The sequence below is a fragment of the Phormidium tenue FACHB-1050 genome (assembly GCF_014696925.1).
GTDB lineage: Bacteria > Cyanobacteriota > Cyanobacteriia > Pseudanabaenales > Pseudanabaenaceae > Pseudanabaena.
Window position 1 is genome coordinate 1 of sequence record NZ_JACJQY010000003.1, and the last position, 16,434, is coordinate 16,434.

Genomic DNA, 16,434 nt, shown 5'->3' on the forward strand with positions numbered 1-16,434 from the left:
GTTCTATGGATGGTTTACGCAATACCGCCGCTTTATTGACGGTTATTCAAACTTGTAAAGCTCAAGGTAAATCTGTCATTGATTTTTTTCGTCAAGCTTTAATTGATCCTTCTTCCATCTCTCTCATCCCTATTCTTACCTGAATTCTTACGGTCTAAGAACTTTCTGTCCATACCTTTTAGCCTCTTTTTGAGCCTATCTTTACTCTACTCTGTTTTCCTTCCACGTAACATCAGTTATTAAGACTAAAAAAATATATCGACTTAAATAAAAAAGAGGAATAAAATGATTAAAGGTAAGGAGTTTTATGTAGTCATCGAAAGAGATGAAGATGGAGTTTGCATTGGTGAAGTTCCACAACTTCGAGCCTGTTATAGTCAAGTAGATACCATTGACGAGCTAATGCTCAATATGCGAGAAGTCATTGAGATGTGTCTTGAAGAGATAGCTCAAGGTAATGAGTTACAATGTAGACATTAAAAAATATCAAAAACTATGCTGTTTTCTTGTTTTGACATAGCAGATTACTTTATAGCCTTAGCCAATGAAACTGGATCTTTTGTAAGCAACTTAAAATTACAAAAATTAGTTTACTACGCCCAAGCATGGCATCTCGCTCTCCATGATGCACCTCTCTTCCCAGAAGACTTTGAAGCATGGGTGCATGGTCCTGTCATCCCCGTACTTTATCAAAAATATAAACCCTTTGGCTGGCAAGCGATCGCTGAAGATGCAAAGGTCAATCTACCCGAAGCAACGCAGGAATTTCTACATGAAGTTGCTGAAGAATACTTTGCCTGTGATGCCTATAAGATGGAACAGATGACCCATATCGAAGCACCTTGGAATTTAGCTAGATCGGGATTACGTGCTGATATGCCCTGCAATGAAATAATCGATAAAGACTGGATGAAGGAGTATTATCGCTCTCGTGCCAAAGAAGATTAAGAAAATTGAAATAGAGAAGTCGCGTGATTCTAACATCAAGCCGACAAAAAACAGAGTAAATCAGGGTGTTAGTTTCTCTTTCAAATATTATCAAAATCGACATGATAAATTTTCTTGCAGCGACAAAGAAATTACTTACTGTCTAGCCTTACTAGATAGATTAAAGGATTTATCAACTATGTCTGTACAAGAGCTATTAGTGAATCGCAGCAAAACTTTACGGTGTCATCCGATCGCATGGCAAGATACTACTGAAACTGGATTTGGATTGCCCAATGAAGATCAATTAGTGGATACTCCCTATCAATTTTCTCTCTCTTCCAATGAGCATGGCAGAGTACACGGCTTTTTCATTGACGACATTTTTTACATTGTTTGGCTAGACCCAAATCACCTGCTGTATTCGTCAGTGTTAAGCTCCTTGCTCAAAGGTTGTATAGACGCAAAGCAACCCCGCAAAGCCTTATAATAGTAAGACACTTAGTAAGAATTGCCGATCGCACGCGGGGCAAGCAATGCCAAGCCATGCAAGGAGAATTTGATTAGCATATGACTGAAATCTTAGAAGATCGCATTATCCCCACAGACCTGCGCGGCGAAATGTCGCGATCGTATCTGGAATATGCCATGAGCGTGATCGTCGGTCGCGCCTTGCCCGATGCCCGTGATGGACTCAAGCCTGTACATCGTCGCATTCTCTACGCTATGCACGAGTTGGGCATGACCGCCGATCGCCCGTTTCGGAAATGCGCCCGTGTGGTCGGTGACGTAATCGGTAAATATCACCCCCACGGTGACACCGCCGTATATGAAGCACTGGTACGGATGGCGCAAGACTTTTCAATGCGCGATCGCATGGTCGATGGTCACGGTAACTTTGGCTCCGTCGATAACGATCCCGCCGCCGCCATGCGATATACCGAATGTCGGTTGACTCGGATTTCGCAATTCGGTCTGATTCAAGATATTGAGCGCGATACGGTTAACTTTGGCGATAACTATGACGGTTCACAACAGGAGCCGCTAGTATTACCTGCCAGAATTCCCCAATTATTGTTGAATGGTTCTTCAGGGATTGCCGTGGGGATGGCGACCAATATTCCCCCGCATAATTTGGGCGAGTTGGTAGATGGACTGGTCGCTCTAATTGCTGATCCCAACCTCACAGATTTGGAATTGATGCGATATATTCCAGGTCCTGACTTCCCAACAGGCGCTTTGATCTTAGGAACCGATGGTGCTCGTGAAACCTACACAACGGGGCGTGGCTCCGTGACCATGAGAGCAGTGGCAAACTTTGAGACGATTTCTGCATCTGGAAGGCAAGATCGTGAGGCGATTATCGTCACCGAAATGCCTTACCAAACCAATAAGGCAGCGCTGATCGAACGCATTGCGGAGATGGTCAATGAGAAGAAAATTGATGGCATTTCTGATATTCGTGATGAAAGCGATCGCGATGGTATGCGTTTAGTTATCGAATTAAAACGCGATGCCTATCCAAAAGTAGTTCTAAATAATCTTTACAAATCTACGCCTCTGCAATCGAACTTTAGCTGCAATATGCTCGCTCTAGTCGATGGTGAACCAATTACGCTAACCCTGCGTAATGCTCTACAAGTATTTCTCGATTTCCGTTACGAAGTAATTACGCGCCGTACTCAGTACGAATTGCGTAAAGCCGAAGAACGCGATCATCTATTACAAGGGCTATTAATTGCTCTGAATCACTTAGATGCAGTCATCGCCCTGATTCGTGGAGCTGATGATAGTAGTTCAGCGAAGTTGGGCTTGATTGAGAACTATGGACTATCCGAAGCTCAAGCTGATGCAATTTTAGCGATGCAGTTACGTCGTTTGACGGCTCAAGATGCTGATAAGATTCACGATGAGCATAATCAGTTAGTTGAGAAGATTGCTGATTTACAACATATTCTCGCTAATCGCGATCGCATTCTCACGATTACCCGTGAAGAATTGGAAGCAATCAAAGCTGAATTTACAACACCCCGCCGCTCTCGCATCCTGCCCAATGAAGGTGATATTGATACTGCTGACTTGATTGCTAATCGCGAAACGATTGTGATGGTGACGGAGCAAGGCTATGTGAAACGAATGCCTGTGGATACTTTCACCGCTCAACATCGCGCCACACGGGGCAAAGCTAGCGCCAACGTCAAGGATGATGACGCGATCGCCCATTTCTTTGCCTGTCGCAGTCATGACAAAGTTCTGTTCTTTACCGATCGCGGTAAGGTCTATGGAGTCAAGGCTTACGAAGTACCTGAGTCAGGTCGCGCCGCCCGTGGTACAGCCGTGGTGCAACTATTACCGATCGCTGCTGACGAAAAAATCACCACAGTATTACCCATCAGCGAGTTTAGCGAAGATGAATATCTGGTCATGCTCACGGCTGGCGGCTATATCAAAAAAACCAAGTTACCAGCTTTTGCGAATATTCGTTCCAATGGGCTGATTGCGATTGCCTTAGAAGAAGGTGATTTACTGCGTTGGGTACGTCGCGCTAAAGCCGATAACACCATTATCGTCGGTTCGCGCCAAGGCATGTCGATCCGCTTCCGTACTGACCATGAGCAGTTGCGCCCAATGGGTCGTGATACTCGCGGTGTGCGATCGATGCGTCTGACTGGTGATGATGAAATCGTGAGTATGGATATTCTTCCCGCAGGCTTAGCCGAAATTGAGGAGGTTGAAGGTTCAGAAGAAGAGATTGATTTGACTGTAACTGTCAATGAGGATGAGAATCTCGAAACTGAGACGACCGAGGCTGAGAATGAAAAAGCTCAAGGACCTTGGGTGCTAGTCGTCACTAGAGGCGGCTACGGTAAGCGGGTTCCTGTCAACCAGTTCCGTATCCAAAAACGCGCAGGTAAAGGTTTGCGCGTGACCAAGTTCAAATCTGGTCAAGATCAACTCGCTTCGCTTTGTTTAGTCGATGAGAATAACGAGCTAATGATTGTCACTAGTCGCGGTATCGTCATGCGTCAAAGTACCGATGCGATCGCCCGTCAATCCCGTACTGCAAGGGGTGTGCGTCTGCAAAGGCTTGATGCATCCGATGCGATCGTCGGTGCAACTTTAGTTCCTCCTGCCTTGGAAGAAGAGATTGAAGAAGTGGATATCCAAAGTAGTGATGTGGCGATCGGTGCTACTGAAGTAATTGCTGAAGTAGTTGCTGAAAGTATAGAGCCAGAAACTGAAGAATAGAAAGATTCTCTAGATAAAAAATAGATTTGATGAGCAAAGCTCATCAAATCTATTTTTTTAGTCACTTTCCTGAATTCGCATGTCTGCAATAATGGGGTCAAAACCAACGGGAAAATTTGTGCTGATACTATATTTGGCTTGTGTAAATTTGGCTTCTGTGATTACTGCTTCCGATAAGTTTGCACTACTTAGATTTGCATCGCTTAGGTCTGCTTGCCGAAGTCTTGCCTGTGTTAAATTTGCCCCGATTAGAATCGCTCCATTTAAAGATGCTTTTAATAAAATAGTCTTGTTGAGAATTCCCCCAGTAATTAAGGAACGACTAAGATTTGCACCAGTTAAATTTGCTTGACTGAGTTCAATTCGATTTAATATTGCTGTTGATAGGTCTACTTGAAACAAAATTGCCTTACTTAAATCTGCACCTGTAAGGTCGGCTTTTCTCAGGCTAGATCTACTCAAGTTGATTTCTTTTAAGTCCAATGCACTTAAGTTAGCACCATCTAAGTTGGAGCCTTCAAAGTTCCGCTCTCCTTGATTGTAATGTTCTAGCAATTGTTCGGCGCTATTTACCTTTGTCATGTTGCCAATACCAAGATTATTTATGCTCAAGTAACTCTAGCGATCGCCTTGAATTATAGCGGTTTTCTAAGTTTCTTTGTGCTGTAAAAAGAAAATGTGGTGCTTTGCGCCACATTTTCTTTTAATTATGTTAATGGCTGAAATTTGACTTTGAGTCCATCTTTAGGACGAAGAGTGGGAATTGGGAATGGCTCTAGATTTTGAGAGGGCAAAATTTCCCATTGATAGTTGCGTAATAGATGGGCAGCAATAATCTTCATCTCTAGTTTGGCAAACGCTATCCCAATACAAATCCTTGCCCCACCACCAAATCCAATCAGACTGAAGGGTTTCTGTTTATGTTCTTGGCGATCGCTACTAAAGCGATCGGGATCAAACTGGTCAGGATTAGGGTAAATATCTTTTTGTTTGTGGGTAATCATGATCGAATAGAGAACTAGCCATCCCTTAGGAACATGATAACCATTAAACTCAAAGGGCTTGACTACGCCTCGAAAGCCACCACCCACGGGAGGACGTAAGCGCTCAATCTCTTGAAAAATTTGATCGAGATAGGGCATTTTTCCAATTTGTTCAAGATCTAACTTGCCTGTTTTTGCGAGTGCTATTTGCTCCTGTCGAGCACGTTCTAAAACTTGTGGATGACGACCTAATTCTAAACAGAACCAAGTCAACATCGATGTGGTAGTTTCATGCCCAGCAAACAACATCAACATCGCCTGTGCTTTCAATTCTTCTAAACTAAAGCGTCCACCATCTTCATCTTGAGCCTGAACTAACATACTCAGCACATCGTTAGTGGGATTTTGTTGACGTTCCTGCACAACTTTGGTGAGATGTTCTAATAGGCGATCGCGTGCTTTCAGCGCTTTGCCCAAGGTAGTAAATGGTAAATCAAAAGGTGCGATCGCAAATAAACCATTAGTTAAGGTCGCAAATAATTTGCTAAATCTCTCCACATCATCGCCAGCATTCGCTCCAATCAAAAGTTGACTAGCAATCTCAAAGGTCAGTTTTTTGAATTCATCGAACCAATTAAATTCTCCTTTTTCTATCCATTTAGCAAGATATCGCTGCGTGATTACTTCCATTGTCGAGAAGTATCCAGCTAAAGCCTGTCCATGAAAGGCGGGCATCATCAGGCGACGATTGCGACGATGTTCTTCCCCATCTTGCAAGAATAGCGATTCTCCTAGCAGCATCTTGAAATTATCTGGCCATCCTTCTTTCCATGAAAAAGAGTCCATATGACTTGATAACACAAATTCCGCAGCCTCAGAGCCAATCATAAATACTGTCGGTCTGCCAAGCAAGCTAGTTTTGGAGATTGCGCCGTACTTAGCATATTGTTTCTCCGCAAATTTGCGATCAAAGAGAAACTGGAGAGTTTGTCCAAGGATTGGCAATCCTAATTCCCCAGGGGGAAGATTTTGCAAATTGGCGATATCAGAATCTTGATGCATGATGCTAGAGCGTAGATGGTTTTGGCTATTTCCATTGGATATTGTAGCGCGATCGCTATGATTTTTAGATTTTATTTAGGCTCTAGGCGATCGCGAATTTCTTGGCGCAATAATTTACCAGAAGCTGTTTTGGGGAGGGATTCCCAAATGTAGATTGACTTGGGTAATTTGTACCGAGCTAAAGATTTCTGCTCACAAAAGTTCCTAATTTCTACCAATGATAATTGGGATTCGGCAACAATTACCGCCACAACTATTTCACCCCATTCGTGATCGCCTAAGCCCACTATACAAACCTCTGCGATCGCAGGATGGGTTAATAAAATTGCTTCGATTTCGGTAGGATAAATATTTTCACCACCACTAATAATCAAATCAGAACGACGACTAACCATATAGAGATATCCATCGCCATCAAGATAGCCCAAATCTCCTGTATAAAACCAACCATCTTGCTTTGCCTGATCATCAGATTGATGGAGATAGCCACTCATCACGCTTAATCCTTGAACTAGAATTTGCCCAATCACCCCAACCTCAAGATCTTGTTGATGTTCATCCACAATTCGCAGACGATTACCGAAAAGTGGTAACCCAGAAGAACCTCGCTTTACAGCAACTTCATGGGGTAACAGTGTCGTAATTTGGGAAGCAGTTTCTGTCATGCCATAGGTCGGCATTATCGGCAAATTCAATTGCAAACAGCGATCAATTAGTTCTGAACTCGCAGGTGCGCCCCCCAATAAGATTGCTCGTAATTTCTGTAAATTTTGCCTGTTGGGATGCTGCAATAAACGAGTTAGCATCGTTGGCACAAGGGAAATGATTGTCACCTTCTCACAAGCGATCGCCTCCAGCACTTTCTGTTCATCAAATTTGGGTAACAATGTAATCGTCGTTCCATTAATTACACTGCGCCATGCGATCGCCAAACCTCCCACATGAAACAGAGGCATACACAGCAACCAGTTATCATCTGGATTAATACCTAACTGTAAAGCTGAGGCGATCGCGTTATGGAAGTGATTGCTATAAGTTAAGGTCACTCCCTTGGGCTTGCCAGTTGTTCCAGATGTATAGAAAATACCCTGTATTTTTTCTAGATTAATTAATCCCTCACCCCAGCCCCCTCTCCCAGAGGGAGAGGGGAACATGACTTTTTCTCCCCCTCTCCCAGAGGGAGAGGGGAACATGACTTTTTCTCCCCCTCTCCCTCTGGGAGAGGGGGTTGGGGGGTGAGGGCAATTCTCAACTACTAACTCCTTAATTTGACTTCCTAAATGATTAGCAGTGAGTTGGGTAAATTCATCGCAAATTAAATATTTGGTCAGACTATCTTCTATTTGCCAGCGTATTTCTTCAGCAGTGAGGCGAATATTCAGAAAAACAGCTATGGCTTCACACCTAACTAAGGCATGAACGAGAATGATATACCTTGGATGATTAGTTAATAATAAGCCAATGCGATCGCCTGCCTTTATCCCCAAGGTTTGCAAGTAATCTACCCAGTAATTAACATCCTCTTCTAATTGTGAGTAACTCCGATACTCTGATTTTTGGCTAATCGTAGATTTAAAAATTAAGGCGATCGCATCTTTTTTCTGTACTGCGCGTTGTGATAGCCAATTGGGAAATTTCATAATATCGCGATATGATAGTTAGCATAGGCAGCACTTTACGCCGTGCGTACTACTACCAAAATGGTTTAGCCATTTTGCATTTTAAAACCCTTACTGGTTTTGATTTTCGATTCATAAAAGTGTCTTCACACTTTTATGAATCGATATAACTATAGCGTTTTGCCAATGAGTACATACTCATTCTCAAAGCCACAAAACAAGCACAGTAAAGATTTTGAGTTTTAATTTTGCTTACAGCAAAATTAAAACTTCTACACTATAAAATTTTATGGAGTAATGGCAATGAATCCATTTGGTGGCATCGTCCAAAAAGCATTTTATCTAGGTCTAGGCTTGGCGACTGTCGCAGGTGAGAAAGCAGGGGAAACTCTGGGGGAACTCCGCATACAGGCTAGCAAGTTAGCCGATGAGCTAGTTGAGCGCGGTGAAATGACTAGCGAAGAAGCAAAGAAATTTGTTGATGACCTTGTGCGTAACTCCCAAAAGCCGATCAGTGAATCTCAAAACTCATCAAATCCTAGTGGTAAAGATACCCCTCGCACGATCTCCATTGATGATGAGGAAGATGATAATTCTAGCCAACCTGTAAACGATGTGGATTCTCTCAAGAGCAAAGTTCAGGCTTTACAGGATGAACTGAAACGATTGCAGAAATAGCATCTGTAGTAAAGCACTTTACTCTAACTTAAAACCCTTGTAATTTTTAAAAAAGTCGCGGAGCCGCCTTTTTCAAAAATTACAAGGGTTTTACAGCCTATTGAGGCTTTGAGTAGTACAGAAAAATTTTTGGAAGCGGCGCGGAGCGCCGCTTCCAAAAATTTTTCTGGGGTTTAATTAAGCGCAAAATGGCATAGCCATTTTGTATTTTGGTATTACTCGGTGATAGCTGGAGATAAATTATTCCGAGGGATGGCAAATTTTTAGACTCAGCAAAGTGTGTGATAATGGTATAATAATTTTCGCAAAAAACTTCTGTTTAACTTGCTGTTTTAATAACTCGCCGATGTAGCACAGGGGTAGTGCAGCTGATTCGTAATCAGCAGGCCGTGAGTTCAAATCTCATCATCGGCTTATTTTAATTTTTCACAACTCAAAAAGCCTTGCATTGCAAGGCTTTTTGAGTTGTGAAAACAAATCCGATTGCTATCTGTAAAACAAGTTTTTGCAGATGCTCAAATGTCATACTCATCGTTTCCTCTGCGGGAGAGGGGGATGCTTGCCCCCTCAGTTTTTAGTTAGAACGGAATATCGTCATAATCGGGAGCATCAATTGCAGGTGTTGCCACAGGAACATAGGTTGGTGTTGCCGTCGGTACAGAGGCGCTAGATGGAGTGGCTCTAACATTGCGTATAGTTGTAGGAGCTACATCTGTAACACCTCCAGTACTGCCAGCACCAAAACTATGGACACGCTGAGCAATCAATTCAGTCCGTTTTTCTTTATAAGTACCGCGATCAACCGTATCCAGACGTAGACGACCTTCAACTACAACTTGGTCGCCTTTGTGATACTTTTCTACCATTTCATCCGCCAAGTTATTCCAACCCACAACCTTGATACGATAAGGGGCTTCCTCGGAGCGTCCACCTGCAAACTGGACGAGAAATGAAGCGATCGAGCTTTGATTGTCAGGAGTACGGCGTAGCTCAGGATCGGTCAGCACTTCGGCCATTAAGACAATAGAGTTCATAGGGTTTTATCAAAAGCTTATGGCTTATTTTTTATTAATCACCATAATATCGCGATCGCTAAGGATCGCAAATTAAATAAAACCCAAAACTATTGTGGCGGACTTTGCCCTCCATAATAGTTTTGGGTTTTGAATGGTTCAAGTTATTTAAGTGGCGATCGCTTAGTGATCATCCAAACTTCTGATAGCCCTAGCCGAATTTTAGGCAAAATCTTGATTTCAATAGTCTCATCAGCATGTATACTTTTGCTGATTATTAAGCTGCTATGCTGCTATTAGGATTAGTCACGCACATATGCTGACCATCAATGCAATCATCATCAGTACTATCATTCTCGATGTTGGGATTCAGTCCGTGATTATCGACAGAATATTTCGAGCAAAACAAAGTAATAGGCGGCGGGAAGAAGTGGAAGAAGAAAATCTTACTCGCTACGAGTCCAACACATCTAGCGATCAGCCCAAAGGCTGGGAATTTAAAATCCTGCGTACTAGTAGCGGTGGTTTCCGCAGTCGTAAAGTTTTAAACAAAGTTTGTGCTGAAGAGTCTCAAGCAGGATGGATTTTATTAGAAAAGCTTGACGATCATCGATTACGGTTTCGTCGTCCCATCACTGCACGCGATCGCGATAATCAGTGCAAAATCGATCCCTACCGCACTCGCTATGGCATTGCCGAGATCGTAGAGACTTGGACAACGATTATTGTGTTACTAGCAATTATGAGCGGTGCAGCAGTTTTAGGCTTTGCAGCAATGAATCGCTTTTTTGGTGATTGGCAAACTCGCTCTGTGCAAAGCGCTCCTCGATCTGGGGACAACAACAATGTTATCCGTCAGCCGCCTAGTCCTATTGCCAAGCCAACTACAGCCCCACAACCCGCTCCTCCTGCACAATAGTAGCGATGCTTCGCGCCGCTACTCGTCTTCTGGTTTTTAAGTCAGCGCAAAGCGCTGTAGCTCTGTCATTTTGTGTTTTGGGATATAGCAATGTAAGTTTTACTTAGGACATTAAACCCAAAAGATGAGTGGCGGCGCGAAGCGCCGCCACTCATCTTTTGGGTTTTGATTTTTGTCCGAGCTATCTCTTATACCAAAACACAAAATGGCGTAGCCATTTTGTGTTTTTAAAACCCTTACTGGGTTTGGTTTTCGATTCACAAAAGTGTTGCCACACTTTCGTGAATTGGTATTACATTGCTATAACAGCTAATCTTTTTTATTCAGGAGAAATTTATGAAAGCAATTTTGATGACCGCAGCAGGTGATCCTAATGTGCTGAAACTTGGGGATGTACCAGAACCAACTATTCAGGCTCCAACCGAGATGTTGGTAAGACTCAAAGCCGCAGGGATCAATCCGATAGACACTAAACTACGTAGTCGTGGCACATTTCAGCCCGATCGCCTACCATCAATCCTAGGTTGCGATGGGGCAGGTATCGTGGAAGAGATCGGGGCAGAGGTCACTAAATTTAAAGTGGGCGACCAAGTTTATTTTTGTAACGGTGGTCTTGGGTTTCATCAGGGCAACTATGCTGAACTAACCACGATTGACGAAAAATTCGCCGCCCATAAACCAAAATCCCTCAGTTTTGAAGAAGCTGCCGCCGCTCCATTGGTACTAATCACAGCTTGGGAAGCTCTGTATGATCGTGGAAATTTGCAACCATTATCAACCAATCACAATGTCTTAATCCATGCAGGTGCAGGCGGTGTTGGACATGTTGCCATTCAACTAGCCAAGCTCAGAGGCGCAAATGTTTGTACTACTGTTGGCTCCGAAGCTAAGGCAAGATTTGTCCGCGATTTGGGTGCGGATTTACCAATAGCCTATAAACAAACTGATTTTGTAGAATCAGCGATCGCATGGACAAAGGGTGAAGGTGTAGATCTTGCCTTTGATACAGTTGGGGGCAAATTGATCGAAAAAACTTTTCCCGCCGTCAAAATCTATGGCGATATCGTCACTATTCTTGAACCACCCACCGATATTAGTTGGAAAGTTGCCCGTACCCGTAATTTACGATTTAGCTTTGAACTGATGCTGACCCCGATGTTGCTGGGAAAAGCCAATCTCCAAATTCAACAGGCTAAAATTCTGAGTGAATGTGCAGCATTATTTGACTCAGGCAAACTAAAAATTCATGTCAGCGATGTGTTTCAGCTTGCGGATACAGCCAAAGCTCATCAATTATTGGAGACTGGCTCCATGACAGGAAAAATTGCGATCGCCATCTAAAAAATAAAAAAGGCTTGCAAAGCAAGCCTTTTTTATTTTTTAGCGAAATGTTGCTAGTTGCAACATTTGTTTTTCGTTAGCAATACTCATGACTTGACGCTTAGGATCGATCACAATCCAACCCTTTTCTTTAAGTTTATCTAATACTTTGGAGGTGTCTTCAGGGCTTACCTCTGATAGATCGGCAATATCCTGCACGGGGATATTAAAAATATCAATACCTACATCGGTTTTACTACCGTAGGTTTCCGCAAGACTCGTCAAAATCGTGGCAATCCGCACCGCAGGAACTTGTTGACGTAACTGAATGCGTTGATTGGTTTTGCGTAGTCGTCTCACCATCAACTGCAACATCCGATGATGCAACTGGGGATCTTTAAATAAAAACTGAATAAATTTTTGGGCAGGAATACTCAGAACACGCACTGGTGTAAAAGCCACGACATCTGTAGATCGGGGTGACTCATCTAGAATTGCCATTTCCCCAAAAAAGTCGCCATTTCCTAGTACGGCGAGGGTGGTCGCATCCTGACTTCGCAAAAATCTAACTTTTAGCCAACCCGAAAGAATGAAATATACAGCATTGCCCCAAGCATCCTCCATTAGTACCGCTCGTCCCGAAGGATAGTCACGTTCTACTGCTTCGGCGAGGAGCCATTCCAAAGTTTCGGCGCTAGCAGCATCAAATAGTGGAAATAGCTCTTTGAAGATATCCGTTTGCATGGGAATTTTTTTAAAGACTTATCTTGTAAGAACCGTAGCGCAAGCACCTTACCTGCAATTAGCTATGCAGACCAAAGAATTTGCGCTACACATCAAAGGGCAACTGATTCAGAATTCTGGAATACCAGTCAACCAAACTAAGCACCCATCACTTCGTAACCAGCATCTACATAAATAATTTGCCCAGTTACAGCACTTGATAGATCGCTTCCCAAGAAAGTCGCCACATTGCCAACATCGTCGGGAGTAACTAAACGACGTAAAGGTGCTGTTTCTTCGTAATGATGCAACATTTTATGGAAGTCACCGATCGCTGCCGAAGCAAGAGTCCGAATTGGACCAGCAGAAATTGCATTAATCCGAATATTGTCTGGACCCATGTCGGAGGCGAGGTAGCGCACATTCATTTCCAATGCAGCCTTGGCGATCCCCATGACATTATAGTTAGGGACAACTTTCGCGCCGCCAATATAGGTAAGAGTAATCACACTACCACCATCTTTGAGTAGTGGTCTGGCGGCTCGGCATAAATGGATCAGTGAGTAAGCACTCACGTCGAGGGCGAGTTGAAAGCCTGAGCGGGAAATATCCGTAAAGTTACCAGATAAATCTTCTTTATTAGCAAATGCTAAACAATGCACCAAAATATCGATCTTGTCCCATTTCTCGGCAACCGAGGCAAACAATGAATCTACTTGGGCATCATCCTGAACATTGCAAGGCAACAAGAAATCTGGTGTTAAGGAATCGGTCAACTCAGCAACCTTGCCTTTGTTGCGATCGCGATCATCTGGCAAATAAGTAATACCAAGCTTAGCGCCAGCTTGATGTAACTTTTGGGCAATACCCCAAGCGATCGAACGATTGTTGGCAATTCCAGTCACAAGAGCAGTTTTCCCGCTCAAATCTAACAAACCCGTCATGTATATTTCCTAACGTGAACGCAGCGTAATTCGTAATTTGTAATTAGAAATAAGCTTACCTTAAAAGCCCATACTCGCGCTTCCTGCTGATGTAATGGAAGCGAGGGCGCGTTGCAAGAAGCTAAGTGCTAGGAAAGCAAGCATAGGTGAAAAATCCATGCCACCTAAAGGGGGAATAATCGAGCGAAATAGATTGAGATAGGGATCGGTGATCTGACCGAGGGCAGCAAAGGGCTGATTGTACCAATCAATATTGGGAAACCAAGTCAACAGAACTCGAATAAAGAGCAAGCCCAAATAGATCGAGATGAATGAACTGACTGTACCAAGAATAACTTCCATAGGAGATTGGTTAGGTTAAAGAACAATTAGAGTAAATAGCTACCATCATTCTACTGAATGCAACAGAAATAAGGATTTTTATCATTACTATAGGATCTCACAGTCAAATAAAGAACCATTTTTTATAGCACGACGAAACTGCGCTATAAAAAATGGTTTTCTTTACTAAATCGTAGAACCTTTATCATCAACTGTCATATCTCGTAATGATTCAATTGATGTTTGCTTGCGACCATTTTTTCCTTCAGCTGTAGCTAGCTCTTGGCTAACTGAGTCGATCGCTGCATTCAGTTGAGCAATTTTCTTTTCGAGATTACGGCGGGCAAATTCATTAGAAGTCTGAGTCTTATCAATGATGCGATCGCGATCGGATTGCTGATCGACAAGATCATCTTCTGGCTCACTGAGCTTAATCGCTACTAATGCGCCAACTACGCCACCGACAGCAGCACCGAAGAGAAAGCCTCCCCAAAAATTACCTGAATTATCTGCCATAGCTTTGCCTTAACGATCTCAACAACATTGAATAGTGCTTAAGCATTACTTAAACAGTGAGACTTTTGGCACATCATATCATTTTGGTTTACGTTATACCAATTCACGAAAGAGTAGCAACACTTTTGTGGATTGAAAACCAAACCCAGCAAGGGTTTTAAAAACACAAAATGGCAACACTTTTGTGTTTTTGGTATTAGGGACACGCAGTAAAATAAACAACCGATTTTCAGGGGTGCGGCTTTGATGCACCCCTGAAAATCGGTTGTTTATTAAATCGCATAAGTAAATTACCAAAACCCATAAAGTTGCGCCCCGCAGGGGCGCAACTTTATGGGTTTTGGTAATTTACTTAGCGTTACAGCATAGCAAATATGAAAAATTAGCTACAGTGACGGTCTAGAGCCGATTTTAGGCTGTAACAAAATAGATGTAGCACTTTTGCTTTCATCTAGTTTAGTGAGAAAGGTGGATAATTTAGTTGGATCTAGCTCTGTAGGCAGGATCAGTTTACCTTGTTCATTTCTTTTCAGAAAAACTGAGTTGTTGGTTAAACCTGCTTTGACTAAAGCACTACGCTCAGTGAGGGCTACATTATCCTTAGGATTTTTGGATAGCCAATTAGTATAAGCATCGAGTGCATCATACCAATATGCATTTTTTGCATAGATTCTTGCTTTTTCTAAATCATTTTTAGCTGCTGCGATCGCCTTTAAAACCACAAGGTCATCATCTCGACGAATAGAAGCATAAACATCAACTTGTGATGCACCGCCATTGCCTTGCCAACGAATTTGCCAACGTTGTGCTTTTCCTTTGATTAACTCAGGCGCATTTTCTGGCAATGTGAATTTGTAGAGTCCTGAATCTTCAGCTTTGCCTTCAGCGACAAAGACTGATTTTGCTGCTCTTTCATGACCATCACGCAAAAAGAAAGTCACTTTAAAGGAGCCTTTACCACTATCAATTTGAGGAACTGTCGTTGATGTGGTTGTTGCAGTATTTTGAGGAGCAATATACCAATACAAGGTTGGTCGAGACGCTAAAGTCTTTGCGCCATCTTCAAGTCCCAGAATCGTAATCAGAGGTAAGTCACCCCTAGTTGCGCCACCTGAACTTGCAGATTTTGGTAATCCCAAGCCATATTGAGCAAGCGCCTCAGACCCCAAAAACGTTGGACTTGCGACAGATGCTATACAAATGGTGCTGAGAGCGATCGCTTTTTTGATATTGATTTTAATTTGAGTCTTAGTTGAAGTCATGGTTGTAATCATCCCAGTTGTAATCATCCCAGTCATTTTTACTAGCTTCAGCACAGGACAACATCACTTTACCAAAGTTTAATTAAAAGCTTAACTATAGGTTTTAGGTCGAGAAGTTGTGATGACAAGTTCCCTCGAAATAAAAAGTTTATAAATATTTCTATTTTGGAAGGAGAAGAGTCGAAAGACACGAATGCTCTTTTCAAATTTATGGTCAAAGGTAAACTGGAAAGTGTGGCGGCTACCAAAATCTGAAATTATACCAAAACACAAAATGGCGTAGCCATTTTGTGTTTTTAAAACCCTTACTGGGTTTGGTTTTCAATTCACAAAAGTGTTGTCACACTTTCGTGAATTGGTATTAGATTAGTACTGATCGCCGAATTGATGCGGATAAACTTGCCCAATCGCTTTTCTATAGCGTAAATTACCAAACCCTTAAGGTTGCCCCCCCCCGCGGGGGGGCAACCTTAAGGGTTTGGTAATTTATTTTGCACAGGTACTTATGGTCTTTAGCAGCATTTCTGTAACAGTCTTAAATTTGATGCCAGCAGACAGATTTTCCATATTTTCCCGAACAATGTCCTATAGCAAAAAAAGAGTCTAGTACAAACCAAACCCCAAGAATTGAGTGGCGACGCTTCGCGCCGCCACTCAATTCTTGGGGTTTATGTCCTACGCATAACTTGCTTAGCTATACCATCAGAGAAATGCTCTTTGTAGCGCTTTTCAATCAAGCGAGGTACAAAGGCTTGTTTCCCCGCCTTCGTCGGGGAAACAAGCCTTTGTACCTCACTAGACTGATAAAAGCTATATACCCTAGATCGTCATTACAAAATGATTCACAAACAAATTACATCAAATCAATTTCATGTCATCTAAAAAATTGGCTTTAGGT

At 42.6% G+C, this 16,434-nt stretch carries 16 protein-coding genes and 1 tRNA gene; 8 read left to right on the forward strand and 9 right to left on the reverse strand.

From position 1 onward, the window contains the following. The first annotated feature begins 285 nt into the window (after positions 1 to 285). The 4 genes from H6G05_RS02590 (at position 286) to gyrA (ending at position 4,176) form a co-directional block, all read left to right on the forward strand. Entirely contained in the window at positions 286 to 480 is a 195-nt protein-coding gene (locus H6G05_RS02590) for a type II toxin-antitoxin system HicB family antitoxin (protein WP_199310286.1), read from the forward strand. 15 nt (positions 481 to 495) lie between these two features. Next, positions 496 to 948: a Panacea domain-containing protein gene (locus tag H6G05_RS02595; RefSeq protein WP_190576062.1), complete on the forward strand. Its 453-nt coding sequence runs from the start codon at positions 496 to 498 to the stop codon at positions 946 to 948. Between the two features lie 178 nt (positions 949 to 1,126). Continuing rightward, on the forward strand, positions 1,127 to 1,417 hold the full coding sequence (locus tag H6G05_RS24960; RefSeq protein ID WP_199310288.1) for a hypothetical protein: 291 nt from the start codon (positions 1,127 to 1,129) through the stop codon (positions 1,415 to 1,417). A gap of 80 nt (positions 1,418 to 1,497) precedes the next feature. Further along, positions 1,498 to 4,176 (forward strand): DNA gyrase subunit A, encoded by a 2,679-nt coding sequence (gene gyrA / locus H6G05_RS02605; RefSeq protein ID WP_190576063.1) that lies wholly within the window; start codon positions 1,498 to 1,500, stop codon positions 4,174 to 4,176. Positions 4,177 to 4,233: 57 nt separating this feature from the next. Here the strand turns inward: gyrA and H6G05_RS02610 are convergent, their stop codons facing one another. The 3 genes from H6G05_RS02610 to menE all read right to left on the reverse strand — a co-directional run bounded on the left by H6G05_RS02610 (position 4,234) and on the right by menE (position 7,861). After that, positions 4,234 to 4,758 carry a pentapeptide repeat-containing protein gene (locus tag H6G05_RS02610; protein ID WP_190576064.1) on the reverse strand — a complete coding sequence of 175 codons (525 nt, stop codon included), beginning with the start codon at positions 4,756 to 4,758 and terminating at the stop codon, positions 4,234 to 4,236. A 125-nt stretch (positions 4,759 to 4,883) separates the two neighbouring features. After that, the gene (locus tag H6G05_RS02615; protein ID WP_190576065.1) at positions 4,884 to 6,221 is read right to left on the reverse strand and encodes a cytochrome P450; all 1,338 of its coding nucleotides are present in this window, start codon (positions 6,219 to 6,221) and stop codon (positions 4,884 to 4,886) included. 71 nt (positions 6,222 to 6,292) lie between these two features. After that, positions 6,293 to 7,861, reverse strand: coding sequence for an o-succinylbenzoate--CoA ligase (gene menE, locus H6G05_RS02620; protein ID WP_190576066.1), 1,569 nt, complete (start codon positions 7,859 to 7,861; stop codon positions 6,293 to 6,295). Positions 7,862 to 8,137: 276 nt separating this feature from the next. Here menE and H6G05_RS02625 point away from each other — a divergent pair, with 276 nt between their 5' ends. Continuing rightward, on the forward strand, positions 8,138 to 8,518 hold the full coding sequence (locus tag H6G05_RS02625) for a phasin family protein (protein WP_242025197.1): 381 nt from the start codon (positions 8,138 to 8,140) through the stop codon (positions 8,516 to 8,518). A 342-nt stretch (positions 8,519 to 8,860) separates the two neighbouring features. Continuing rightward, positions 8,861 to 8,932 (forward strand) — tRNA-Thr (locus H6G05_RS02630). 164 nt (positions 8,933 to 9,096) lie between these two features. On the opposite strand, the gene H6G05_RS02635 is transcribed toward H6G05_RS02630, so the two are convergent. Then, positions 9,097 to 9,552 carry a single-stranded DNA-binding protein gene (locus H6G05_RS02635; protein WP_190576068.1) on the reverse strand — a complete coding sequence of 152 codons (456 nt, stop codon included), beginning with the start codon at positions 9,550 to 9,552 and terminating at the stop codon, positions 9,097 to 9,099. 295 nt (positions 9,553 to 9,847) lie between these two features. Here H6G05_RS02635 and H6G05_RS02640 point away from each other — a divergent pair, with 295 nt between their 5' ends. Both H6G05_RS02640 and H6G05_RS02645 read left to right on the forward strand, forming a co-directional pair. Then, positions 9,848 to 10,450: a hypothetical protein gene (locus H6G05_RS02640; RefSeq protein WP_190576070.1), complete on the forward strand. Its 603-nt coding sequence runs from the start codon at positions 9,848 to 9,850 to the stop codon at positions 10,448 to 10,450. 336 nt (positions 10,451 to 10,786) lie between these two features. After that, a complete protein-coding gene (locus H6G05_RS02645) occupies positions 10,787 to 11,791 on the forward strand; it encodes a zinc-dependent alcohol dehydrogenase family protein (protein ID WP_190576072.1) in 1,005 nt (334 codons plus the stop codon). A gap of 39 nt (positions 11,792 to 11,830) precedes the next feature. On the opposite strand, the gene H6G05_RS02650 is transcribed toward H6G05_RS02645, so the two are convergent. The 5 genes from H6G05_RS02650 to H6G05_RS02670 form a co-directional block, all read right to left on the reverse strand. Then, entirely contained in the window at positions 11,831 to 12,514 is a 684-nt protein-coding gene (locus tag H6G05_RS02650) for a Crp/Fnr family transcriptional regulator (protein WP_190576074.1), read from the reverse strand. A gap of 137 nt (positions 12,515 to 12,651) precedes the next feature. Continuing rightward, entirely contained in the window at positions 12,652 to 13,428 is a 777-nt protein-coding gene (fabI, locus tag H6G05_RS02655) for an enoyl-ACP reductase FabI (protein WP_094528491.1), read from the reverse strand. 69 nt (positions 13,429 to 13,497) lie between these two features. Then, positions 13,498 to 13,779: a YggT family protein gene (locus tag H6G05_RS02660; protein ID WP_190576076.1), complete on the reverse strand. Its 282-nt coding sequence runs from the start codon at positions 13,777 to 13,779 to the stop codon at positions 13,498 to 13,500. Between the two features lie 165 nt (positions 13,780 to 13,944). After that, complete coding sequence (locus H6G05_RS02665; RefSeq protein ID WP_190576078.1) at positions 13,945 to 14,274, reverse strand: hypothetical protein; 330 nt, start codon at positions 14,272 to 14,274, stop codon at positions 13,945 to 13,947. Positions 14,275 to 14,660: 386 nt separating this feature from the next. After that, positions 14,661 to 15,572 (reverse strand): DUF928 domain-containing protein, encoded by a 912-nt coding sequence (locus H6G05_RS02670; protein ID WP_190576080.1) that lies wholly within the window; start codon positions 15,570 to 15,572, stop codon positions 14,661 to 14,663. Between the last annotated feature and the right edge of the window lie 862 nt (positions 15,573 to 16,434).